The organism is Ilyomonas limi (assembly GCF_005233845.1).
Taxonomy (GTDB): Bacteria; Bacteroidota; Bacteroidia; order Chitinophagales; family Chitinophagaceae; genus Ilyomonas; species Ilyomonas limi.
Window position 1 is genome coordinate 58,618 of sequence record NZ_SZQL01000001.1, and the last position, 15,270, is coordinate 73,887.

The 15,270-nt window shown below is 40.8% G+C and carries 13 protein-coding genes; 6 read left to right on the forward strand and 7 right to left on the reverse strand.

What is annotated here, in order from left to right; genetic code table 11:
* Window positions 1-161: 161 nt before the first annotated feature.
* Together FC093_RS00285 and FC093_RS00290 are read right to left on the reverse strand one after the other, a co-directional pair.
* Window positions 162-602 (reverse strand): hypothetical protein, encoded by a 441-nt coding sequence (locus tag FC093_RS00285; protein WP_137259738.1) that lies wholly within the window; start codon window positions 600-602, stop codon window positions 162-164.
* 199 nt (window positions 603-801) lie between these two features.
* Window positions 802-2,616, reverse strand: a complete 1,815-nt coding sequence (locus tag FC093_RS00290) for a glycoside hydrolase family 2 protein (RefSeq protein ID WP_137259739.1) — start codon at window positions 2,614-2,616, stop codon at window positions 802-804.
* Between the two features lie 404 nt (window positions 2,617-3,020).
* Here FC093_RS00290 and FC093_RS00295 point away from each other — a divergent pair, with 404 nt between their 5' ends.
* The 3 genes from FC093_RS00295 to FC093_RS00305 all read left to right on the forward strand — a co-directional run bounded on the left by FC093_RS00295 (window position 3,021) and on the right by FC093_RS00305 (window position 6,683).
* Window positions 3,021-3,335, forward strand: a complete 315-nt coding sequence (locus FC093_RS00295) for a ferritin family protein (RefSeq protein ID WP_137259740.1) — start codon at window positions 3,021-3,023, stop codon at window positions 3,333-3,335.
* A 192-nt stretch (window positions 3,336-3,527) separates the two neighbouring features.
* A complete protein-coding gene (locus FC093_RS00300) occupies window positions 3,528-5,105 on the forward strand; it encodes a serine hydrolase domain-containing protein (protein WP_137259741.1) in 1,578 nt (525 codons plus the stop codon).
* Between the two features lie 120 nt (window positions 5,106-5,225).
* On the forward strand, window positions 5,226-6,683 hold the full coding sequence (locus tag FC093_RS00305; protein WP_137259742.1) for a S41 family peptidase: 1,458 nt from the start codon (window positions 5,226-5,228) through the stop codon (window positions 6,681-6,683).
* 316 nt (window positions 6,684-6,999) lie between these two features.
* Here the strand turns inward: FC093_RS00305 and FC093_RS00310 are convergent, their stop codons facing one another.
* The 3 genes from FC093_RS00310 to FC093_RS00320 all read right to left on the reverse strand — a co-directional run bounded on the left by FC093_RS00310 (window position 7,000) and on the right by FC093_RS00320 (window position 10,055).
* On the reverse strand, window positions 7,000-8,214 hold the full coding sequence (locus FC093_RS00310; protein WP_137259743.1) for a lactonase family protein: 1,215 nt from the start codon (window positions 8,212-8,214) through the stop codon (window positions 7,000-7,002).
* Between the two features lie 96 nt (window positions 8,215-8,310).
* Window positions 8,311-9,495 carry a porin family protein gene (locus FC093_RS00315; RefSeq protein ID WP_137259744.1) on the reverse strand — a complete coding sequence of 395 codons (1,185 nt, stop codon included), beginning with the start codon at window positions 9,493-9,495 and terminating at the stop codon, window positions 8,311-8,313.
* Entirely contained in the window at window positions 9,483-10,055 is a 573-nt protein-coding gene (locus FC093_RS00320) for an RNA polymerase sigma factor (RefSeq protein WP_137259745.1), read from the reverse strand. Before FC093_RS00320 ends, FC093_RS00315 begins: the two co-directional genes overlap by 13 nt.
* Window positions 10,056-10,331: 276 nt before the next feature.
* Here FC093_RS00320 and FC093_RS00325 point away from each other — a divergent pair, with 276 nt between their 5' ends.
* Entirely contained in the window at window positions 10,332-10,832 is a 501-nt protein-coding gene (locus FC093_RS00325; protein ID WP_137259746.1) for a cupin domain-containing protein, read from the forward strand.
* Window positions 10,833-10,888: 56 nt separating this feature from the next.
* Here the strand turns inward: FC093_RS00325 and FC093_RS00330 are convergent, their stop codons facing one another.
* Both FC093_RS00330 and FC093_RS00335 read right to left on the reverse strand, forming a co-directional pair.
* Window positions 10,889-11,299: a 6-pyruvoyl trahydropterin synthase family protein gene (locus tag FC093_RS00330; protein WP_137259747.1), complete on the reverse strand. Its 411-nt coding sequence runs from the start codon at window positions 11,297-11,299 to the stop codon at window positions 10,889-10,891.
* A gap of 223 nt (window positions 11,300-11,522) precedes the next feature.
* Window positions 11,523-12,341: an N-acetylmuramoyl-L-alanine amidase gene (locus tag FC093_RS00335; protein WP_137259748.1), complete on the reverse strand. Its 819-nt coding sequence runs from the start codon at window positions 12,339-12,341 to the stop codon at window positions 11,523-11,525.
* 245 nt (window positions 12,342-12,586) lie between these two features.
* Here FC093_RS00335 and FC093_RS00340 point away from each other — a divergent pair, with 245 nt between their 5' ends.
* Window positions 12,587-13,324, forward strand: a complete 738-nt coding sequence (locus FC093_RS00340; protein WP_137259749.1) for a DNA-formamidopyrimidine glycosylase family protein — start codon at window positions 12,587-12,589, stop codon at window positions 13,322-13,324.
* A 110-nt stretch (window positions 13,325-13,434) separates the two neighbouring features.
* Window positions 13,435-15,270 carry a malto-oligosyltrehalose trehalohydrolase gene (gene treZ, locus FC093_RS00345; RefSeq protein WP_137259750.1) on the forward strand — a complete coding sequence of 612 codons (1,836 nt, stop codon included), beginning with the start codon at window positions 13,435-13,437 and terminating at the stop codon, window positions 15,268-15,270.

Here is a 15,270-nt window from a genome sequence, read left to right on the forward strand (position 1 = left end):
GCAATCTGTGCTATGCTGTAAATCGATATAGATGGCTTAGTTGGAAAACATTAACCTGTCAGGTTCTTGAACAGAACAGGCTAGCAAATCAATATAGCTGGTTTATTTTGATGTACTACCATCCACAGGCTGCTTATCTATCGCCCACAATGACGCGAAGGTTATTTATTAGCAGCCATTTCCTTCCCTGCTTTCTTCAATGCTTTGGTGCCCCATTGCGTTATTTGCGCCAGCAAGGCATACACCAATATCTCGTTGTCAGGTGCTTGGGCAATTACTTTGGTTATTTTCTTTATTGCGTTTGTATCGTTTGCTGGTATTGGAAAGGGAACAGGTATCTCCTGCAAATGCTCGGGATGAATACCATAAATTTCTTCTCCTTTTTGTAAGATGAACGGCGCGCCACTCAGCTTTTCTATTTCCTTCACCAATGGTTGCAAACTGTTTAGCAGCAATGCATTCATTACCTGCTTGTGATCGGGGCCTTCTTCCTGCAACTGTTCGGTGCACCATTGTGCCTGCTCCTTTTCAGCAACAAATTTGTTTAAAAACTTTTCTGTACTTCCTGCAAGTTCAACTACAGCAGCTTTTTTTCTTGGCATAATTCATAGATTTTAGGCTGCAAATATTTAAAATAAAAATTTAATGGTGTAAAAAGCTATCGCAAGTAAACATTTTAGAGTAAATTTTTGACTGAATATAATGCTTTCTTTCACCGCGGAGAATAAGAGTGAATAGAAGTTTCGCAGAGCAAATACAATCTCTGCGAAACCTTCGCTCTTAGCCTTTTGAGGTAAACAACTATTGCTGCTGTTTTGCCTTCTCTTCATAAAAATGCTGCAACACATAAAAGGCTTTCTTCTTTTGCCCGGTTTCACTTATCAAGCCTTTACGGTTCCAGTACATCTGGTAAGTTGGATTTATTCTTTTAGGTGAACGAAAATCAACCAGGATCCACGGCGTCATACCACGCAAGCCATCTATTTTACTGATGAGCGGTAACTGATTTTGGTAAAAAGATGCCTGAAACTCTTCAGAAAAGCGTACCGTAGAATCGGCATGAAAACCGCCTAATGCACCGGCGCCTAACTCGGTAATAATAACTGGTTTATTATAGGCAACCTGGAAGTTGAACTTGCCAATTTCCCAGGGCATTTCCTTACTGTACCATCCATAATATTCATTAAAGCTGACAACATCCAGCTTGTTGCCTAAAGGGTCATTTACATTGATGGTATTGTTGGTTGCACCGCTCGTAAGCAATGCTGCCGAAACCAAGCGTGTGCTGTCGGTTGCATGCACATAATCAGCCAAACCTTCCATGAATTTTTCGCGGTCGCTGTTGTTGGGCGTTTCATTGCCAATACTCCAGATGATAACACTGGCGCGGTTTTTATCGCGTGTTATCAATTCCGAAAGCTGGTGTTGTGCGTTGTTGTACGTGTCTGGGTTTGTCCAGTCAATTGTCCAATAAACCGGAACTTCTTCCCACAGCAGCAAGCCAATACTATCGGCAATGCGGCTCATGTTTTCATTGTGGGGATAATGTGCCAGACGAGCAAAATTGCAGTTTAACTCTTTTGCCCAATGCAAGAGCATTTGCAGGTCGCTGTTGCTACGTGGCCTGCCCGGAATCAACGGATTTTCTGCATGGATACATATCCCGCGCAGGAAGATGGATTTGCCGTTAAGTAGAATATTTTTACCACTCACTTCAATAGTGCGAAAACCAATTTTATCCGTTACGGTATCGCTTGCTGTGGCAATAATTACATCGTATAATCTGGGATTTTCAGGCTGCCAGTAAGAGAGCTTTTTTATGGGTAAATGAATAAATGCTTTGCCATTATTATCTGTTGTAACAGTTGTTTGCAAGCTGGCTTCGGGTATGTTGATGCGAATGTTTTGCGAAGCAGCAGAATCGCTTAGTTGCACATAGCCGGTGATGGTTTTTAAATCACCTTTGGCAAGCTGCATTTTATAATCCTTAATATAGGTTGAAGGTAATTCTGCCAACACTACATCTCGCGTAATTCCACCGTAATTCCACCAGTCAAAATTATCGGTGGGCACGGCTTCTTTTTTGCGGATATTATCTACTTTGATAACAATAGAATTGTTGCCGTTTTTGAGCAAGCTCGTTACATCAAACTCAAACGGCGTAAAGCCGCCAATATGTGTGCCTGCTTTCTTGCCATTTACCGAAACATAGGATTCATAATTTATGGCACCAAAGCGTAAGATGTATTTTTTGCCTCCTTGTGGCTGTATATAAAAATTGCGCTGATACCATATAGTGCCTTCGTAAAACAGCAGCTCATTACTTTGTGAATTCCAATCGCCGGGCACTACTAAGGTGGGCGATCTTTCAAAGTCATATTCTACCAGTTCACCGGGTTGTTGCTGTTGTTTGTTTTCAAAAAAACCTGTTAATCCATGCTCATCGGCAGTAGCACCCTGAAAGCCACGAAACCCGGTTGCAAAAGGATCTATGATGTAATGCCAGCGACCATCGAGGCTGACAGTTTTGCGTGCATTGATGTTTTGAATAAGCCCTGTTTGTGCCTGGACATGCTGAAGTAACAGAACAAAAAATAGCAGATAAATATATTTCATGGTAGTAATGAGTTGGGGAGTAATAAGAGAACAAGTTTAATAGTTTTTTGTTAGAATAACTGAATGCGTTATCATGAGCGTTAAACAGCACGTCATTGCGAGCGGAGCGAAGCAATCCGTGGATGGTAGTACAATCAACATAATCTATTAATAGTGATTTACTAATTGATTGTATAAGTTATTGTAAAGTTTCAAATCAGCCATCAATAATGATTTACTGCTGAGCACGGATTGCTTCGCTCCGCTTGCAATGACGTGTTGGTGTGTCTGATAATAACAAAATAGCTTTGCTCATTTTAATGATGCAAGTTTATTTCAGTATTAGTGCTAATGAAAGCAACAGCAACATTCATTTGCCAACTACAAAATATTGCCGACATTTAGTGCATTAAATAATTAGTACTATGGGATTTGATCAATACCATGAACCGGCGCACGATTTAAGCGAAGAAACAAGAACCAAAGCACGTATGCTTGCTTCACTTACCGAAGAGGTGGAAGCCATCAACTGGTACGAGCAGCGCATTTCGGTTGAAAAAGATAAAACTGCTAAAGCCATTATGCAAAATGCACAACAGGAAGAATTCAAGCATTTTGGAATGGACCTGGAATTCTTGCTGCGCAAAATGCCAAAGTGGAAAATAGTATTGCAGGATATTTTGTTTAAAGAAGGCGACATCGTACAACACGGCGAAAAAGCCGAAGACGACGCGGGATAAAACTTTGATAACACATATCTCACAAATGGTTCACCATTTTGTAAGTAGTGAGTTGTGAGTATAAAAGTTGTTTACCCGCAATTGGCAATTGTGTTAAGTCATGCAGGGGAAGTAAGTTATACAAAGATGCTTCATTCTGCTTAGTGCAGCTCTTTGTTCCTGAGCCTTTACGGTTCAATAAAAAACATGCTTATGAAGAATATATTCTCAGATGTTGTTACCAACAATCTGCGCAACGTTCTATTGCTGTTAATGGCCGGTGTATGTATGCAAAAAGCATATAGCCAGCCAAACAATTCCTATCAGCCGCCGGTATTTACCGATAGCCTCCGGATGCAAAAAATTGAATCTACCTTTCCCATAATAGATAGTATATTTTATACATATGCAATGCAACATCATTATCCCGGCTTTACTTATGGCTTGGTGGTAGATGGGCGGTTGGTACACGCCGGTGCATTCGGTTATACCGATGTAGAAAAGAAAATGCCTGCGACTGTTCAATCGCTTTTTCGCATTGCTTCTATGACCAAAAGCTTTACAGCAATGGCAATTTTAAAGCTGCGTGAGGAAGGAAAATTGCAGTTGGATGCCCCCGCATCCAAATACATTCCAGAGATGAAAAACCTGCATTATCTTACTGCCGATGCATCGCCTATTACCATTAGGCAGCTACTCACGCATGCTGCCGGCTTCCCGGAAGATAATCCCTGGGGCGACCGTCAACTGCAAGACTCCGATGCCGAGTTGATGGCGCTTGTAAATAAAGGTATTTCCTTTTCCAATGTGCCGGGTATAGCTTACGAATACAGTAATCTTGGTTTTACATTATTGGGGCATATCGTATCCAAGGTGTCAGGTATGCCGTATGAGGAATACATTACTAAAAACATTTTGCAGCCGCTCGGAATGAACAATACAAAATGGGAATATACCAAAGTGCCGCCTCAGCAATTAGCACATGGCTACCGTTGGCTTAATGAGCAATGGATAGAACAACCTATGTTGCACGATGGTGCATACGGAGCAATGGGTGGATTAATTACTTCGATACAGGATTTTAGTAAATACATGGCACTGCATCAAACAGCCTATCCACCATCGAACAGTAAAGATAACGGACCTGTAAAAAGAAGTGATTTGCGCGAAATGCAACATCCCTGGAATGTCAGTACCTTATCTCCATTATATACTTATCCGAGTGGAAGAACATGCGCTACAGTAGCTGCTTATTGTTATGGCTTACGGTGGATGAGAGATTGCAATGACAGAGTATATGTAGGGCACAGCGGCGGGTTGCCGGGCTTTGGAAGCAACTGGCAGATTTTGCCGGAGTACGGCATTGGCATTGTTTCTTTTGCCAACCTTACTTATGCAGGTACAAGCACAGCAAACCTGCAAGTGCTGGATACAATTATTACGTTGGCGCACTTGCAGCGGAGGCAATTGCCGCCTTCCCCTATTTTGCAAAAGCGACGGAATGAGCTGATGAAAATATTGCCTGGCTGGAACAATGCAGAGAGCAGTACCATTTTTGCCGGGAACTTTTTTATGGATTATCCATTAGATTCGTTGAAGAAAGAAGCTGCAACCATTTTTGCAGATGCCGGAAAGATTATAAAAGTGAATGATGTTGTTCCCCAAAATCAATTGCGCGGCATTTTCACTATGGAAGGTGAAAAAAAGAACATCGAAGTGACATTTACTTTAACACCCGAAAACCCGCCATTAATTCAGGAATACCATATTAAAGCAGTGGAGAAAAAATGAGCGGCTTTTTGAATTATATTCTCCTTAAAAAGAACGTAGTAACAGAAAATATTTCCCTTTGCATAACCACGAAGAGTACATTTACGTTTAAATATAATAGAACCTTATATTAGTAGTAATATGAAAAAGATAGCAGCGCTTGCTTTTGTGTGTTTCCTTTTATTTTCTTTAAATGCGTGTAAGAAAAAAGATTCCACGCCTGTTACACCCACTCCACCTGTTACCACGGCTACCGAAGAAGATCTGCTGGCAGATTCTGTGTATTTGTACTCAAAAGAAGTATATCTCTGGCATTCGGTATTGCCTGCTTACGAACAATTTAATCCACGGCAATACGAAGGGGATGATGAACTCACTTCTGCCGAAAATGTAATGAATGCTATTCGCGCCAAAGAGCCGTTGGACCGCTATAGCTTTGTAACAACCACAGAAGAATCGGATGGCTTGCAAACAGGCGACAACAGAGATTATGGCTTTTTCATTAAGGCGGCTGCGCTGGACAGAGCATTGCCTTACGATTCGGTGTATTGGTTTGTATCGTATGTTTATACCAACTCTTCTGCAGGTATAGCCGGTGTGCAGCGCGGCTGGTACATCAATAAAATAAACGGCACTACTATTGGCTACGACGACCCAAGTGTTGATATTTTAAATGATGTATTTTTTGGCAGCAGCACCAGTGCAACATTCGGATTTATAAGGCCTGATGGCGGAGCGGTAACGGTTGATTTGAGCAAAACTGAATTTATCGCTAATTCAGTGTTGTACGACACTGTTTACCACAGTACTGATGGTACAAAAAAGATTGGTTATTTTGTTTTTAACCAGTTTTTTGGCGAGCCTTCGCGTGCAGAATTAGCCAATGTATTTGCTTATTTCCAGCAAAAAGGTATTAATGAACTGATTGTGGATTTGCGCTACAACCGTGGTGGCTCTACCGAGACGCAGGACACGCTTGCCAACTTAATTGCACCATTGGCAGCTAACAATCAAACGATGTATCAGTATCTCTTCAACGATTCCTTACAGGCAGGTAAATTTCCATTATTAAAACGCAAACCGGGTTTTGGCAATGTATCTTTTGCACCACAGAATAATATGGTAAAATACGAAAAAGCCGGAAACCTCGATCTCAATCGTGTATTCTTTATTGTTACCGGTTCTACGGCTTCGGCAAGCGAACTGCTCATCAATAACCTACGCCCGTATATGGATGTGAAACTCGTAGGTGATACCACGTATGGCAAGCCGGTAGGTTTTTTCCCGATCACTATTTTCGATTATGCTATTTATCCTATCTCGTTTAAAACAGCAAACAGTGTGGGCAGTGCCGACTATTACAGCGGTTTTGCGCCGGATAAACTTACCGCTGATGGTGTAAACAGAAACTGGGGCGATATACAAGAGCCTTCTCTGGCTGCGGCTTTAAACTATATTACTACAGGTACCTATGGCAGAATGACAAGTAATGCCGATGAGCAAAACAGGCAGTTATTAATGCAGCAAAAGCAGTTTGCGCCATTAAGCAACAAGCTTTCTGAAAGGAAGTTTACGGGTATGTTTCCGGAGGACAAGTAAGTATTCTTTTCTCTTTAAACATACGGTCTTGGGCACTGCGTAAGACCGTATGTTTTTACAGCTTTTACTATTTTCAATTAAGTAGCATGATATACAAGTTTACAACTTCCTGCTTGCAGCCTGTAGCTTATATGAGGTAAGTATCTCGCCAAAATTATATTCAGTTAATTCTACCTACAGATTCTGCACAAAGCCGCCCTTAATTGTTGATAATAATCAGTTCTAATCGGCGGTAATTGCGGAATGACGGCTTCGATTATCATAAGTTAATTTTGACGACACACTTACCTTATTTGGAACAGGCATTGTTAGTATTTTAATAAGCTGCTAACCCGGCTGCAGCCGCCGGTAGTCCGGGCATTTCACCAATAGGCTTCAATGTGCCGAACAAACCTCTCTTGTATTCGGTGATGCTGTGCGATTGGGAATTAAGATTATATACATAGCCGTTATTTCCACTTACAACAATATCAATGGGTGATGCGCCGGTAGTTGTTTTTGCAAAAAATACAAGATATAATCCACCGTAAGGCGATACATAATAAGACGAAATGCTATTACTGCCGGCATTGGTGGTAAAAGCAAATCTGCCATAATGTGTAGTTACTAACCAGCAAGGTGCCGATTGAAAATCTTTTACTTCGCCTTTTATTACATTGATGTTTCCATTATTATCAGTAGCATAAGAAGAGCAGGAGCCTCCGTTCATTATACCTCCTGCTGCATTGGATACAACTAAGTAGTGATTGCTTTGCGAAAAGTCGAACCCGTAAGGCGTTTGCCCAACTGAATTATTGAAAGTACCCGGACCGGCAACACCTTGTGCATCTATTGTAAAAGCAGCAATTTTACTGGTTGCTTTTTCTGTTACAAACAATAGCGTACCACTGGGATGAAATTTAATTTCACCAGGGCCGGCGCCGCTGCTGCTAAGCGGTTGCAGGGAGCCATCAATTTTTGTAAGGGTGCCGCCTGAGCCAATAGTAAAACCACAAATATTGGCACTTGCAGAGTTAACTACATACAGCCAATGCCCATGCACCGTAAGACTTACAGGTGTAGTACCACCGGAGTTGATAGTATGCGCAAGCGTAAGGCTGCCATCGCTATGCACCCAAAAAGAAGAAACAGAGTTGTCGCCTGCATTTACTGCATATAGCCATTGATGCTGTTTATCAAGCGCCAAAGCGCCCTGCGAGCCAAGTCCTGTTCCGCTGCCGGCACCGCCCGAAGCCACACTTGTTACAAAGCTTAATGTTCCATCGGAATGTTGCTTGTAAATATGAATGCTGTTTTGAGCAGCCTCATTGCTTTCTGTATATACATAGCCTTCCTGCAACATTGTTTTAGCATCGGCAAGCATCATTTCATCCGGGTTAGCGCCATGCTCCGCAATCATGTCTTTTATAGATGTTTCGGATTGGGTTTGCTGTGCAATGGGTGCTGTAGTTTTCAGTTGATCTTTATTGCAGGAAGCAATAGTAAAAGCAACAGCAATGGCTGTTACTTTTAGTAGGTTTTTTGATAGCATAACATGTTGTTTTTATTGGTTAAAAGAAAAAGGATTACTTACCCGCTCATAATAATGTGCAGGTATATTTTCAAGTAATAATATTGCTTGGTGGAGCTATCGCGTATAGGCTATATGTATTCCGGCACTCATTACCTGCATGCTACCCATGCCCATGCCTTTTAGGGGAATTTGCAGGTAAGGCTGTATTCTTATCGTAGTTCCCTTTTGTATAGTATGTTCATAACCAACACTCACATCAATAGAAGACGCAAAACCGGCTGACACTTGCTTATACATGCCTTTCATATTTTGCTGCACGCCATTCATAGAAGTCTGGTAATCATTTTTTTCTTTGGTAAGTATATAAGAAGACATGCCTGCCGAAGAAAAGAATGTAGATGATTTTTTGTGTACAATATCATATTTAATGGCAACCGGTAGCTGGTATAAATTACTGCTTCCTTCAACACTCAGCACTTTCATTTCTGCAGGCATGGAGCCGCTCATTTTATCCATGGAGAAATATTTTCCATTGCTGAAATAATACTTTTTGGAGTATAACAAACCAACTTCAACGGCGGCATTTTTATTTATTCTGAAGCCTGCTATAATGCCTGCATCGAAGCCGGGTTTTTTAAATCCCTGGTTCTTTACTTCATTAAGGGCAAGCCCTGCAATTATGCCTGCATACAGGTGAGGCTTTTGTGGGGTGTGTGTGTTTGTTGTAATTGGTTGCTGCCTGCCGTCATTACTTTTTTGCTGATTCATATTTACAATTTGGCTGCCTGCAGGAGAAGCAGTAAAACTGTTTTTTGAATAAATTGAATCAACTTGTTTGCTGTTCTTTTTTTCTACATTCTTTACCGGTGCAGTGGGTGTAATTGCCTGCACACTTTTATCTGTTTCATTATTGTAGAATGGTCCTATTGTGGGTATTATTCTTTCAGTCTTATCTGCTGAATATGTTATGCTATTTTGTTTACCGGTAATTGTATTATTATTTATTTCCTGTTGAGGTGATGAATAGGAAACTGCTGCAGCATGGCTGTTTGATTTTCCTACTGCATTGTTAGAATAATAAGAAAACATAGCTGTACTAAGTGGAATAAGTAAAAACAGCAGCAAAAAAATAGCATTGGCAGCGCCATTTTCTTTACGATTAATTTCAACAGGCATAACCGAACTATCATCCGATAACTGTGCAACAATCGTATCCCAGTTATCCGCACCCGCTTCGAGCGTGTAATTAACTACCGCCTTTCTGAACAATTCATCCATATCGTTTTCTACATCCTGCATAACAATTCATCTTCGGTTTTCTTTAAGTTTTGCTGCAGCATCGTTCTGGCTCTCAGCAGGTTCGACCTGCATGTGCTTACCGGTATATGAAGCATCTCTGCTATCTCGGCGTGCGAGAAACCATCAATCACATATAAGTTGAATACTAACCGGTAAGGTGTCGGCAGTTGCTTAATCATAAGTACCAAATCGTTGTACATCATTGCCTGCTCTGCATCCCTGCTATCACTTGGCAAGCCCCATACAGAAGCTGGTATATCGCCGGTTTCAGGTGATGTTTTTTTGCTTCGCAACTGGTCAATCGAAACATTAATCATAATTCTTTTCATCCAACCCATCAATATCTTTTCGTTATCTGCATCAGTACCCATTTCAAATCGGTCAATGTGGTTGAACAGTTTTACAAATCCATCATTTACTGCATTTACTGCCTCTTCGTATTGGTATATATATCTGAAAACAATCTTCAAAGCATAGCCACGGTAATGCTCATAAATCATCTTCTGATATTTATGGTCTTTACCAATACAACCTTTTATAATATTTGTAATGTTTTCCAAATCCTTTAAAAGGTTTTAGATAATGGTGGCTGTTGTGTGCTGTTTGCCATACTTAGTTGTTCTAAGTAATCTTTCAATGTTAAAACGCGCTATTGTTGCTCAACTGCTGCAGGCATTTATCATTAGTACATACGGCTGTATTTTTCCGGGCGTTGCAGATAAGTAAAGTTAAATATTTGTTAGCAGAAGCAATTTTTTACAGGCTTATTTGGCAAGCTACAGGTACATAAGCTACATCTGGTGTACTACCTTTATACATTCAATACTCCTAACTAAATGAATGCTGCTTACTTTATACAACATTTACACCTCCAACCGCATCCCGAAGGTGGTTATTTCAGAGAAACCTACCGTGCAAGTGAGTTTATTAAGGTTGATGCGTTGCCACCCCGTTTTTCCGGCGTACGTCCTTTTTCAACAGCTATTTATTACTTATTACAGCAAGGTGATTTTTCGGCATTCCATCGCATACAAAGTGATGAATGCTGGCATTTTTATGCAGGCGATACATTACTAATTCATGTAATTGAAGAGGATGGAAAATATTGCTGCATTCAATTAGGGAGCAATGTAGCAGCCGGTGAAATGTTCCAGTTTGTAGTACCGGCAACAGCCTGGTTTGCTGCCGGGCCTGCATCTAATAATGCGTTTACCCTTGCAGGCTGCACTGTGGCTCCCGGCTTTGATTTTAGTGATTTTGAAATAGCAGACAGAAACACATTATTAGACACTTATCCGCAGCACGCTGATATTATCAACCGGCTAACGCGGCAATAAATCAAAATCGCCGGCAGCCATAAATATTTAAAAATGCTTCACGTCTTTGCGGTCAATCATTCCCCAAAATACTCCACATAAATCCGTGGTGTTTCGTATAGCTTAATGGCGTGCAGTTGCACCTCGCTGGGAAGATGGGGTGTGAGTTGTTGCCAGATAGCTGTTGCAAGGTTTTCGGTGGTACACATCATGTCTTTTAAGAAAGGCACATCAAGGTTCAGGTTTTTATGGTCTAATTGTTCCAGAATTTTTTCATTAATCAGCTTACTTAATTTTTTAGCATCCATCAAAAAACCCGTATCGGGGTCGGGCGTTCCTTTGATAGTAACGTGCAGATCAAAGTTGTGGCCATGCCAGTTTTCATTGGCACATACACCAAACAATTCCTCGTTTTTTTCCTTACTCCAGCGTGGGTTATACAGTTTGTGGGCTGCATTAAAATGCTCTATCCTTGTGAGGTAAACCATACTGCAAAGATAATTGAGAGTTGGAAGATGAGAGTTGATGGATAGTTAATAGTACAAAGGAGTTGGCAGTTGATAGATGATCAGTTGACAGCCTGCAAACAGTAAAGATAAAAAACGGATAACTTATCAGCCCGCCCCTGTTTTTCTTTGCTCACAGCTCATTACCTGCAACCTGAACCTTTTGCCTTGCATTTTAAGCCTTGAACCATGTTCCTGAGCCTTCCTACATATATTTCTTCATTACCATAAACAACACTTTCTTATCCGCATCATTTAACACAGCTAAGCTATCTGCCTCAAAATGCCGGTGAAAAGCCTGAATGGCAGCCGTGCTATCTTTTACATCGTATCCAATAATGCGTAATGCCTGCAGGCTGTTAAAGTCGGGCGGCAAGGGTACATTTGTTGTATCGTCGTACCAATAACCAAAGCCTTTTTCTGCCAGCAGTTTCCAGGGAAAATACGGATTCGGATCGTTCTTGCGCGCAGGCGCTATATCGCCATGACCAATAAAATTTTCAACCGGAATATTGTACTTCTTTTTCAGGTTGGCAAGCAGGTGCAGCAGATTCGTAATTTGCGGTAGTGTAAACGGTTCAAAGCCGTTATTGTCCAGCTCTATGCCAATAGAAGATGAATTAATGTCTTTATTATTTCCCCACCGCGAAATACCGGCGTGCCACGCACGTAAATAATCGTTGAGCATGTGATATACGGTGCCATCTTTCGCTATTACATAATGGGCGCTTACCTGCGGGCGTACCAGCGTAAACGTGCGTAGTGTTTGTTGTATAGAATCCTGTGCAGTATGATGAATAATTACATAGTCGGGCTTGCGCAAATTGAAATTGATAGTTCCTGCCGGATAGGGCATCGGTACAATAGAATCCAAACCTTCATTGGAAGGAAAAACACGGATGGTTTTGGCTAATGTTTTTACCTGTTTTTTATACACTCTGTTGGTAGCCCTGTATGGATTGTGTGAGCAGCTATAATGTGTATATATTACCAGCGCAACGCAAAAGAGAAAGCATTTTTTCATAGTATAAAAATAAGGCAAGCCCCATTCTAATAATGCTTTATTTATCACGCTGCACTCATCATAGGTCCCGGTTTTTATGAAGTGTAAATAGTAATATGGTGTCCTTTATTTACATCCATTACCACTTGCTCATAAACAGGGATCGCAGTAATAAAACTGTTTGCAGTAAATTCTTCGTGCTTCATGCTTTTGTGTCAACACCCTCCTGGCTTAGCTTTTGAATACTATCTCTCTAAAACGTATCTATGGCAGAAGGTCCGCTTCTTGTGATGTGGAAAGAAGATATACAACCATTTATTGGTAAACAAATCACGGCTATAGAAAACAACACTAAGCTACATGCAGACCGTATGCTGGGCAAAACCATTACGGATATAAAAACATGGGGCAAACATTTCCTGATTTGTTTTGGTGATTTCACTCTACGCATTCACTTTTTAATGTTTGGCGATTTGTATATCAACCGCCGCAAACCACCCGAAAAGCCAGTTAAACTAAGCCTGCAGTTTACAGACAGCGAGCTTGTATTTTATAATTGTGCCTTGCGTTTTATAGAGGAGCCATTGAATGAGGTGTACGATTGGAGTGCCGATGTAATGAGTGAAGAATGGAACCCCAGGGCAGCTATAAAAAAGTTGAAAGCAATTCCAGATGCGGTGGTATGCGATGCATTACTCAATCAGGAAATTTTTTCTGGCATTGGAAATATTATTAAAAATGAAGTATTGTTCAGGGTAAAAGTGCAGCCACTAAGTTTAGTAGGCAAGCTACCTGCAAAAAAGTGGAATGAAATATTGAAAGAGTTACTTACATACAGCTATCAATTTTTGGAGTGGCGAAAGAAAGGTGAATTTCAGCGGCACTGGCAAGCTAATGCCCGCAAACTGTGCCCGAGAGATGAAGTGCCTTTTGTAAAAGCCTATTTAGGTCAAAACCCTCGCCGTACTTATTATTGCACGCAATGCCAGGTTTTGTATAATTGATAGTTTAAAGGCATTATAATCAATTTATTAGTGCCCACATTTATTTTACGGCTCTTTCTTGCATAATGTTTGTTCAAACGTTTACAGATAAAATCTAGGAAAAAACATTCATGAACGAACTATACCGGCCTGTAGGCGCATTTTATAAAGAGGATACTTGTCATTTTGTAGTGTGGGCGCCCAAAAAAGAATCAGTAGAATTAGTAGTTACACATCCATATCAAAAAATCTATCCGCTGCAAAAAGACGATGCTGGCTACTGGCAAGCAACTGTGGAAAATGTAACGCCCGGGTTACGTTATTTATACCGCATTGATGGCGAAATGCAAAGACCAGATCCTGCTTCGCTGTCGCAACCCGAAGGCGTGCACAAGGCTTCGGAAGTAATAGACCATAACTTTAGCTGGACGGATGATAGCTGGAAAGGCATACCCTTGGAAGACCTGATTATTTATGAATTGCACACCGGCACGTTTACGCAAAACCACAATTTTGAAGGTATTATAAATAAGATGGATTATCTCGTTGAATTAGGTATTAATGCTATTGAAATTATGCCTATCGCACAGTTTCCGGGCAGCCGCAACTGGGGTTACGATGGCGTGTATCCTTATGCTGTACAAAACAGTTATGGGGGCGTAAACGGACTGAAAAGACTGGTTAATGCAGCACATACAAAAGGCATTGCTATAATATTAGATGTAGTATATAACCACCTTGGCCCAGAAGGTGGCTACCAGAGCGATTATGCACCTTACTACACACAGCGTCATAAAACGCCTTGGGGCAATGCACTCAATTTTGATGATGCATACAGCGATGGCGTACGTAATTATTTTTTGCAAAATGCGTTGATGTGGCTCGATAAATTTCATATAGATGCCTTGCGCATGGATGCGGTACATGCCATTGTGGATTATGGTGCAAAACACTTTGTTCAACTGCTGAAAGAAGAAGTAGCGAAGCTGGAAAAAAAGACTGGTAGAAAAAAGTTTTTGATAGCAGAATTAGATCTTAATAATCCACGTTACATCAATCCCCAAAGTAAAAGTGGCTACGGTTTGGATAGTCAATGGATAGATGAATTTCACCATGCTATACATGCCGTATTAACCGGTGAGACAGATGGTTATTATGAAGACTTTGGCTCTTTGCAACAGGTTGAAAAAGCCTTTACAGATACCTATGTATATGATGGTATTTATTCACCGCACCGCAAAAAGATATTTGGTGCGCCGGTGGGCAATAATGATTATGGCAAATTTGTAGTGTTCTCTCAAAATCACGATCACATTGGCAACCGTGCATTGGGCGATAGACTCACTCAAACCTTATCTTTTGAAGCGTTGAAGCTGGCGGCTGCATTAGTTATTTTTTCACCTTACATTCCACTGCTGTTTATGGGCGAAGAATATGGTGAAAAAAACCCTTTCTTTTACTTTACTTCTCACTCCGATCCCGACCTGGTAAATGCGGTAACGGAAGGCAGGAAAAAGGAGTTTTCTTATTTTAGTTTTAAATATGATTTTCCCGGTCCTCAGGAGGAAGATACGTATCGGCAATCCGTGCTTTCGTGGAATATAAATGGTAATGAACATGCAGCGATGTTTCGCTTTTACAAAGCTATCATTCAGCTTCGCAAAACGCTGATTGCCTTGCAAAATAAGGAACGTGATTCAATGAAAGTATATCCGGTGAATGATAATAAGGTATTAACTATAGAAAGGAAAAATGGAGAGGAAAGTGCTTTTATCATCTTTAATTTTAATGAAGAAAAAAAAGATTACACATTACCTGCAGAAACATCATGCAACAAAATATTTGATTCCTCTGCAGCGCAATGGAATGGTCCCGGCGAGGTAACTCCATTAACTATTAACGTTACTAAATCGTTTTCACTTAATCCTTATTCCACTATTATTTTACAACCATTAAAACAAGCATAA

Excerpts from the sequence above, each read along its gene's own strand:
- FC093_RS00285 (WP_137259738.1), bottom strand. The coding sequence starts at position 602 with ATGCCAAGAAAAAAAGCTGCTGTAGTTGAACTTGCAGGAAGTACAGAA.
- FC093_RS00290 (WP_137259739.1), bottom strand. The coding sequence starts at position 2,616 with ATGAAATATATTTATCTGCTATTTTTTGTTCTGTTACTTCAGCATGTC.
- FC093_RS00295 (WP_137259740.1), top strand. The coding sequence starts at position 3,021 with ATGGGATTTGATCAATACCATGAACCGGCGCACGATTTAAGCGAAGAA.
- FC093_RS00300 (WP_137259741.1), top strand. The coding sequence starts at position 3,528 with ATGAAGAATATATTCTCAGATGTTGTTACCAACAATCTGCGCAACGTT.
- FC093_RS00305 (WP_137259742.1), top strand. The coding sequence starts at position 5,226 with ATGAAAAAGATAGCAGCGCTTGCTTTTGTGTGTTTCCTTTTATTTTCT.
- FC093_RS00310 (WP_137259743.1), bottom strand. The coding sequence starts at position 8,214 with ATGCTATCAAAAAACCTACTAAAAGTAACAGCCATTGCTGTTGCTTTT.
- FC093_RS00315 (WP_137259744.1), bottom strand. The coding sequence starts at position 9,495 with ATGCAGGATGTAGAAAACGATATGGATGAATTGTTCAGAAAGGCGGTA.
- FC093_RS00325 (WP_137259746.1), top strand. The coding sequence starts at position 10,332 with ATGAATGCTGCTTACTTTATACAACATTTACACCTCCAACCGCATCCC.
- FC093_RS00330 (WP_137259747.1), bottom strand. The coding sequence starts at position 11,299 with ATGGTTTACCTCACAAGGATAGAGCATTTTAATGCAGCCCACAAACTG.
- FC093_RS00335 (WP_137259748.1), bottom strand. The coding sequence starts at position 12,341 with ATGAAAAAATGCTTTCTCTTTTGCGTTGCGCTGGTAATATATACACAT.
- FC093_RS00340 (WP_137259749.1), top strand. The coding sequence starts at position 12,587 with ATGGCAGAAGGTCCGCTTCTTGTGATGTGGAAAGAAGATATACAACCA.
- treZ (WP_137259750.1), top strand. The coding sequence starts at position 13,435 with ATGAACGAACTATACCGGCCTGTAGGCGCATTTTATAAAGAGGATACT.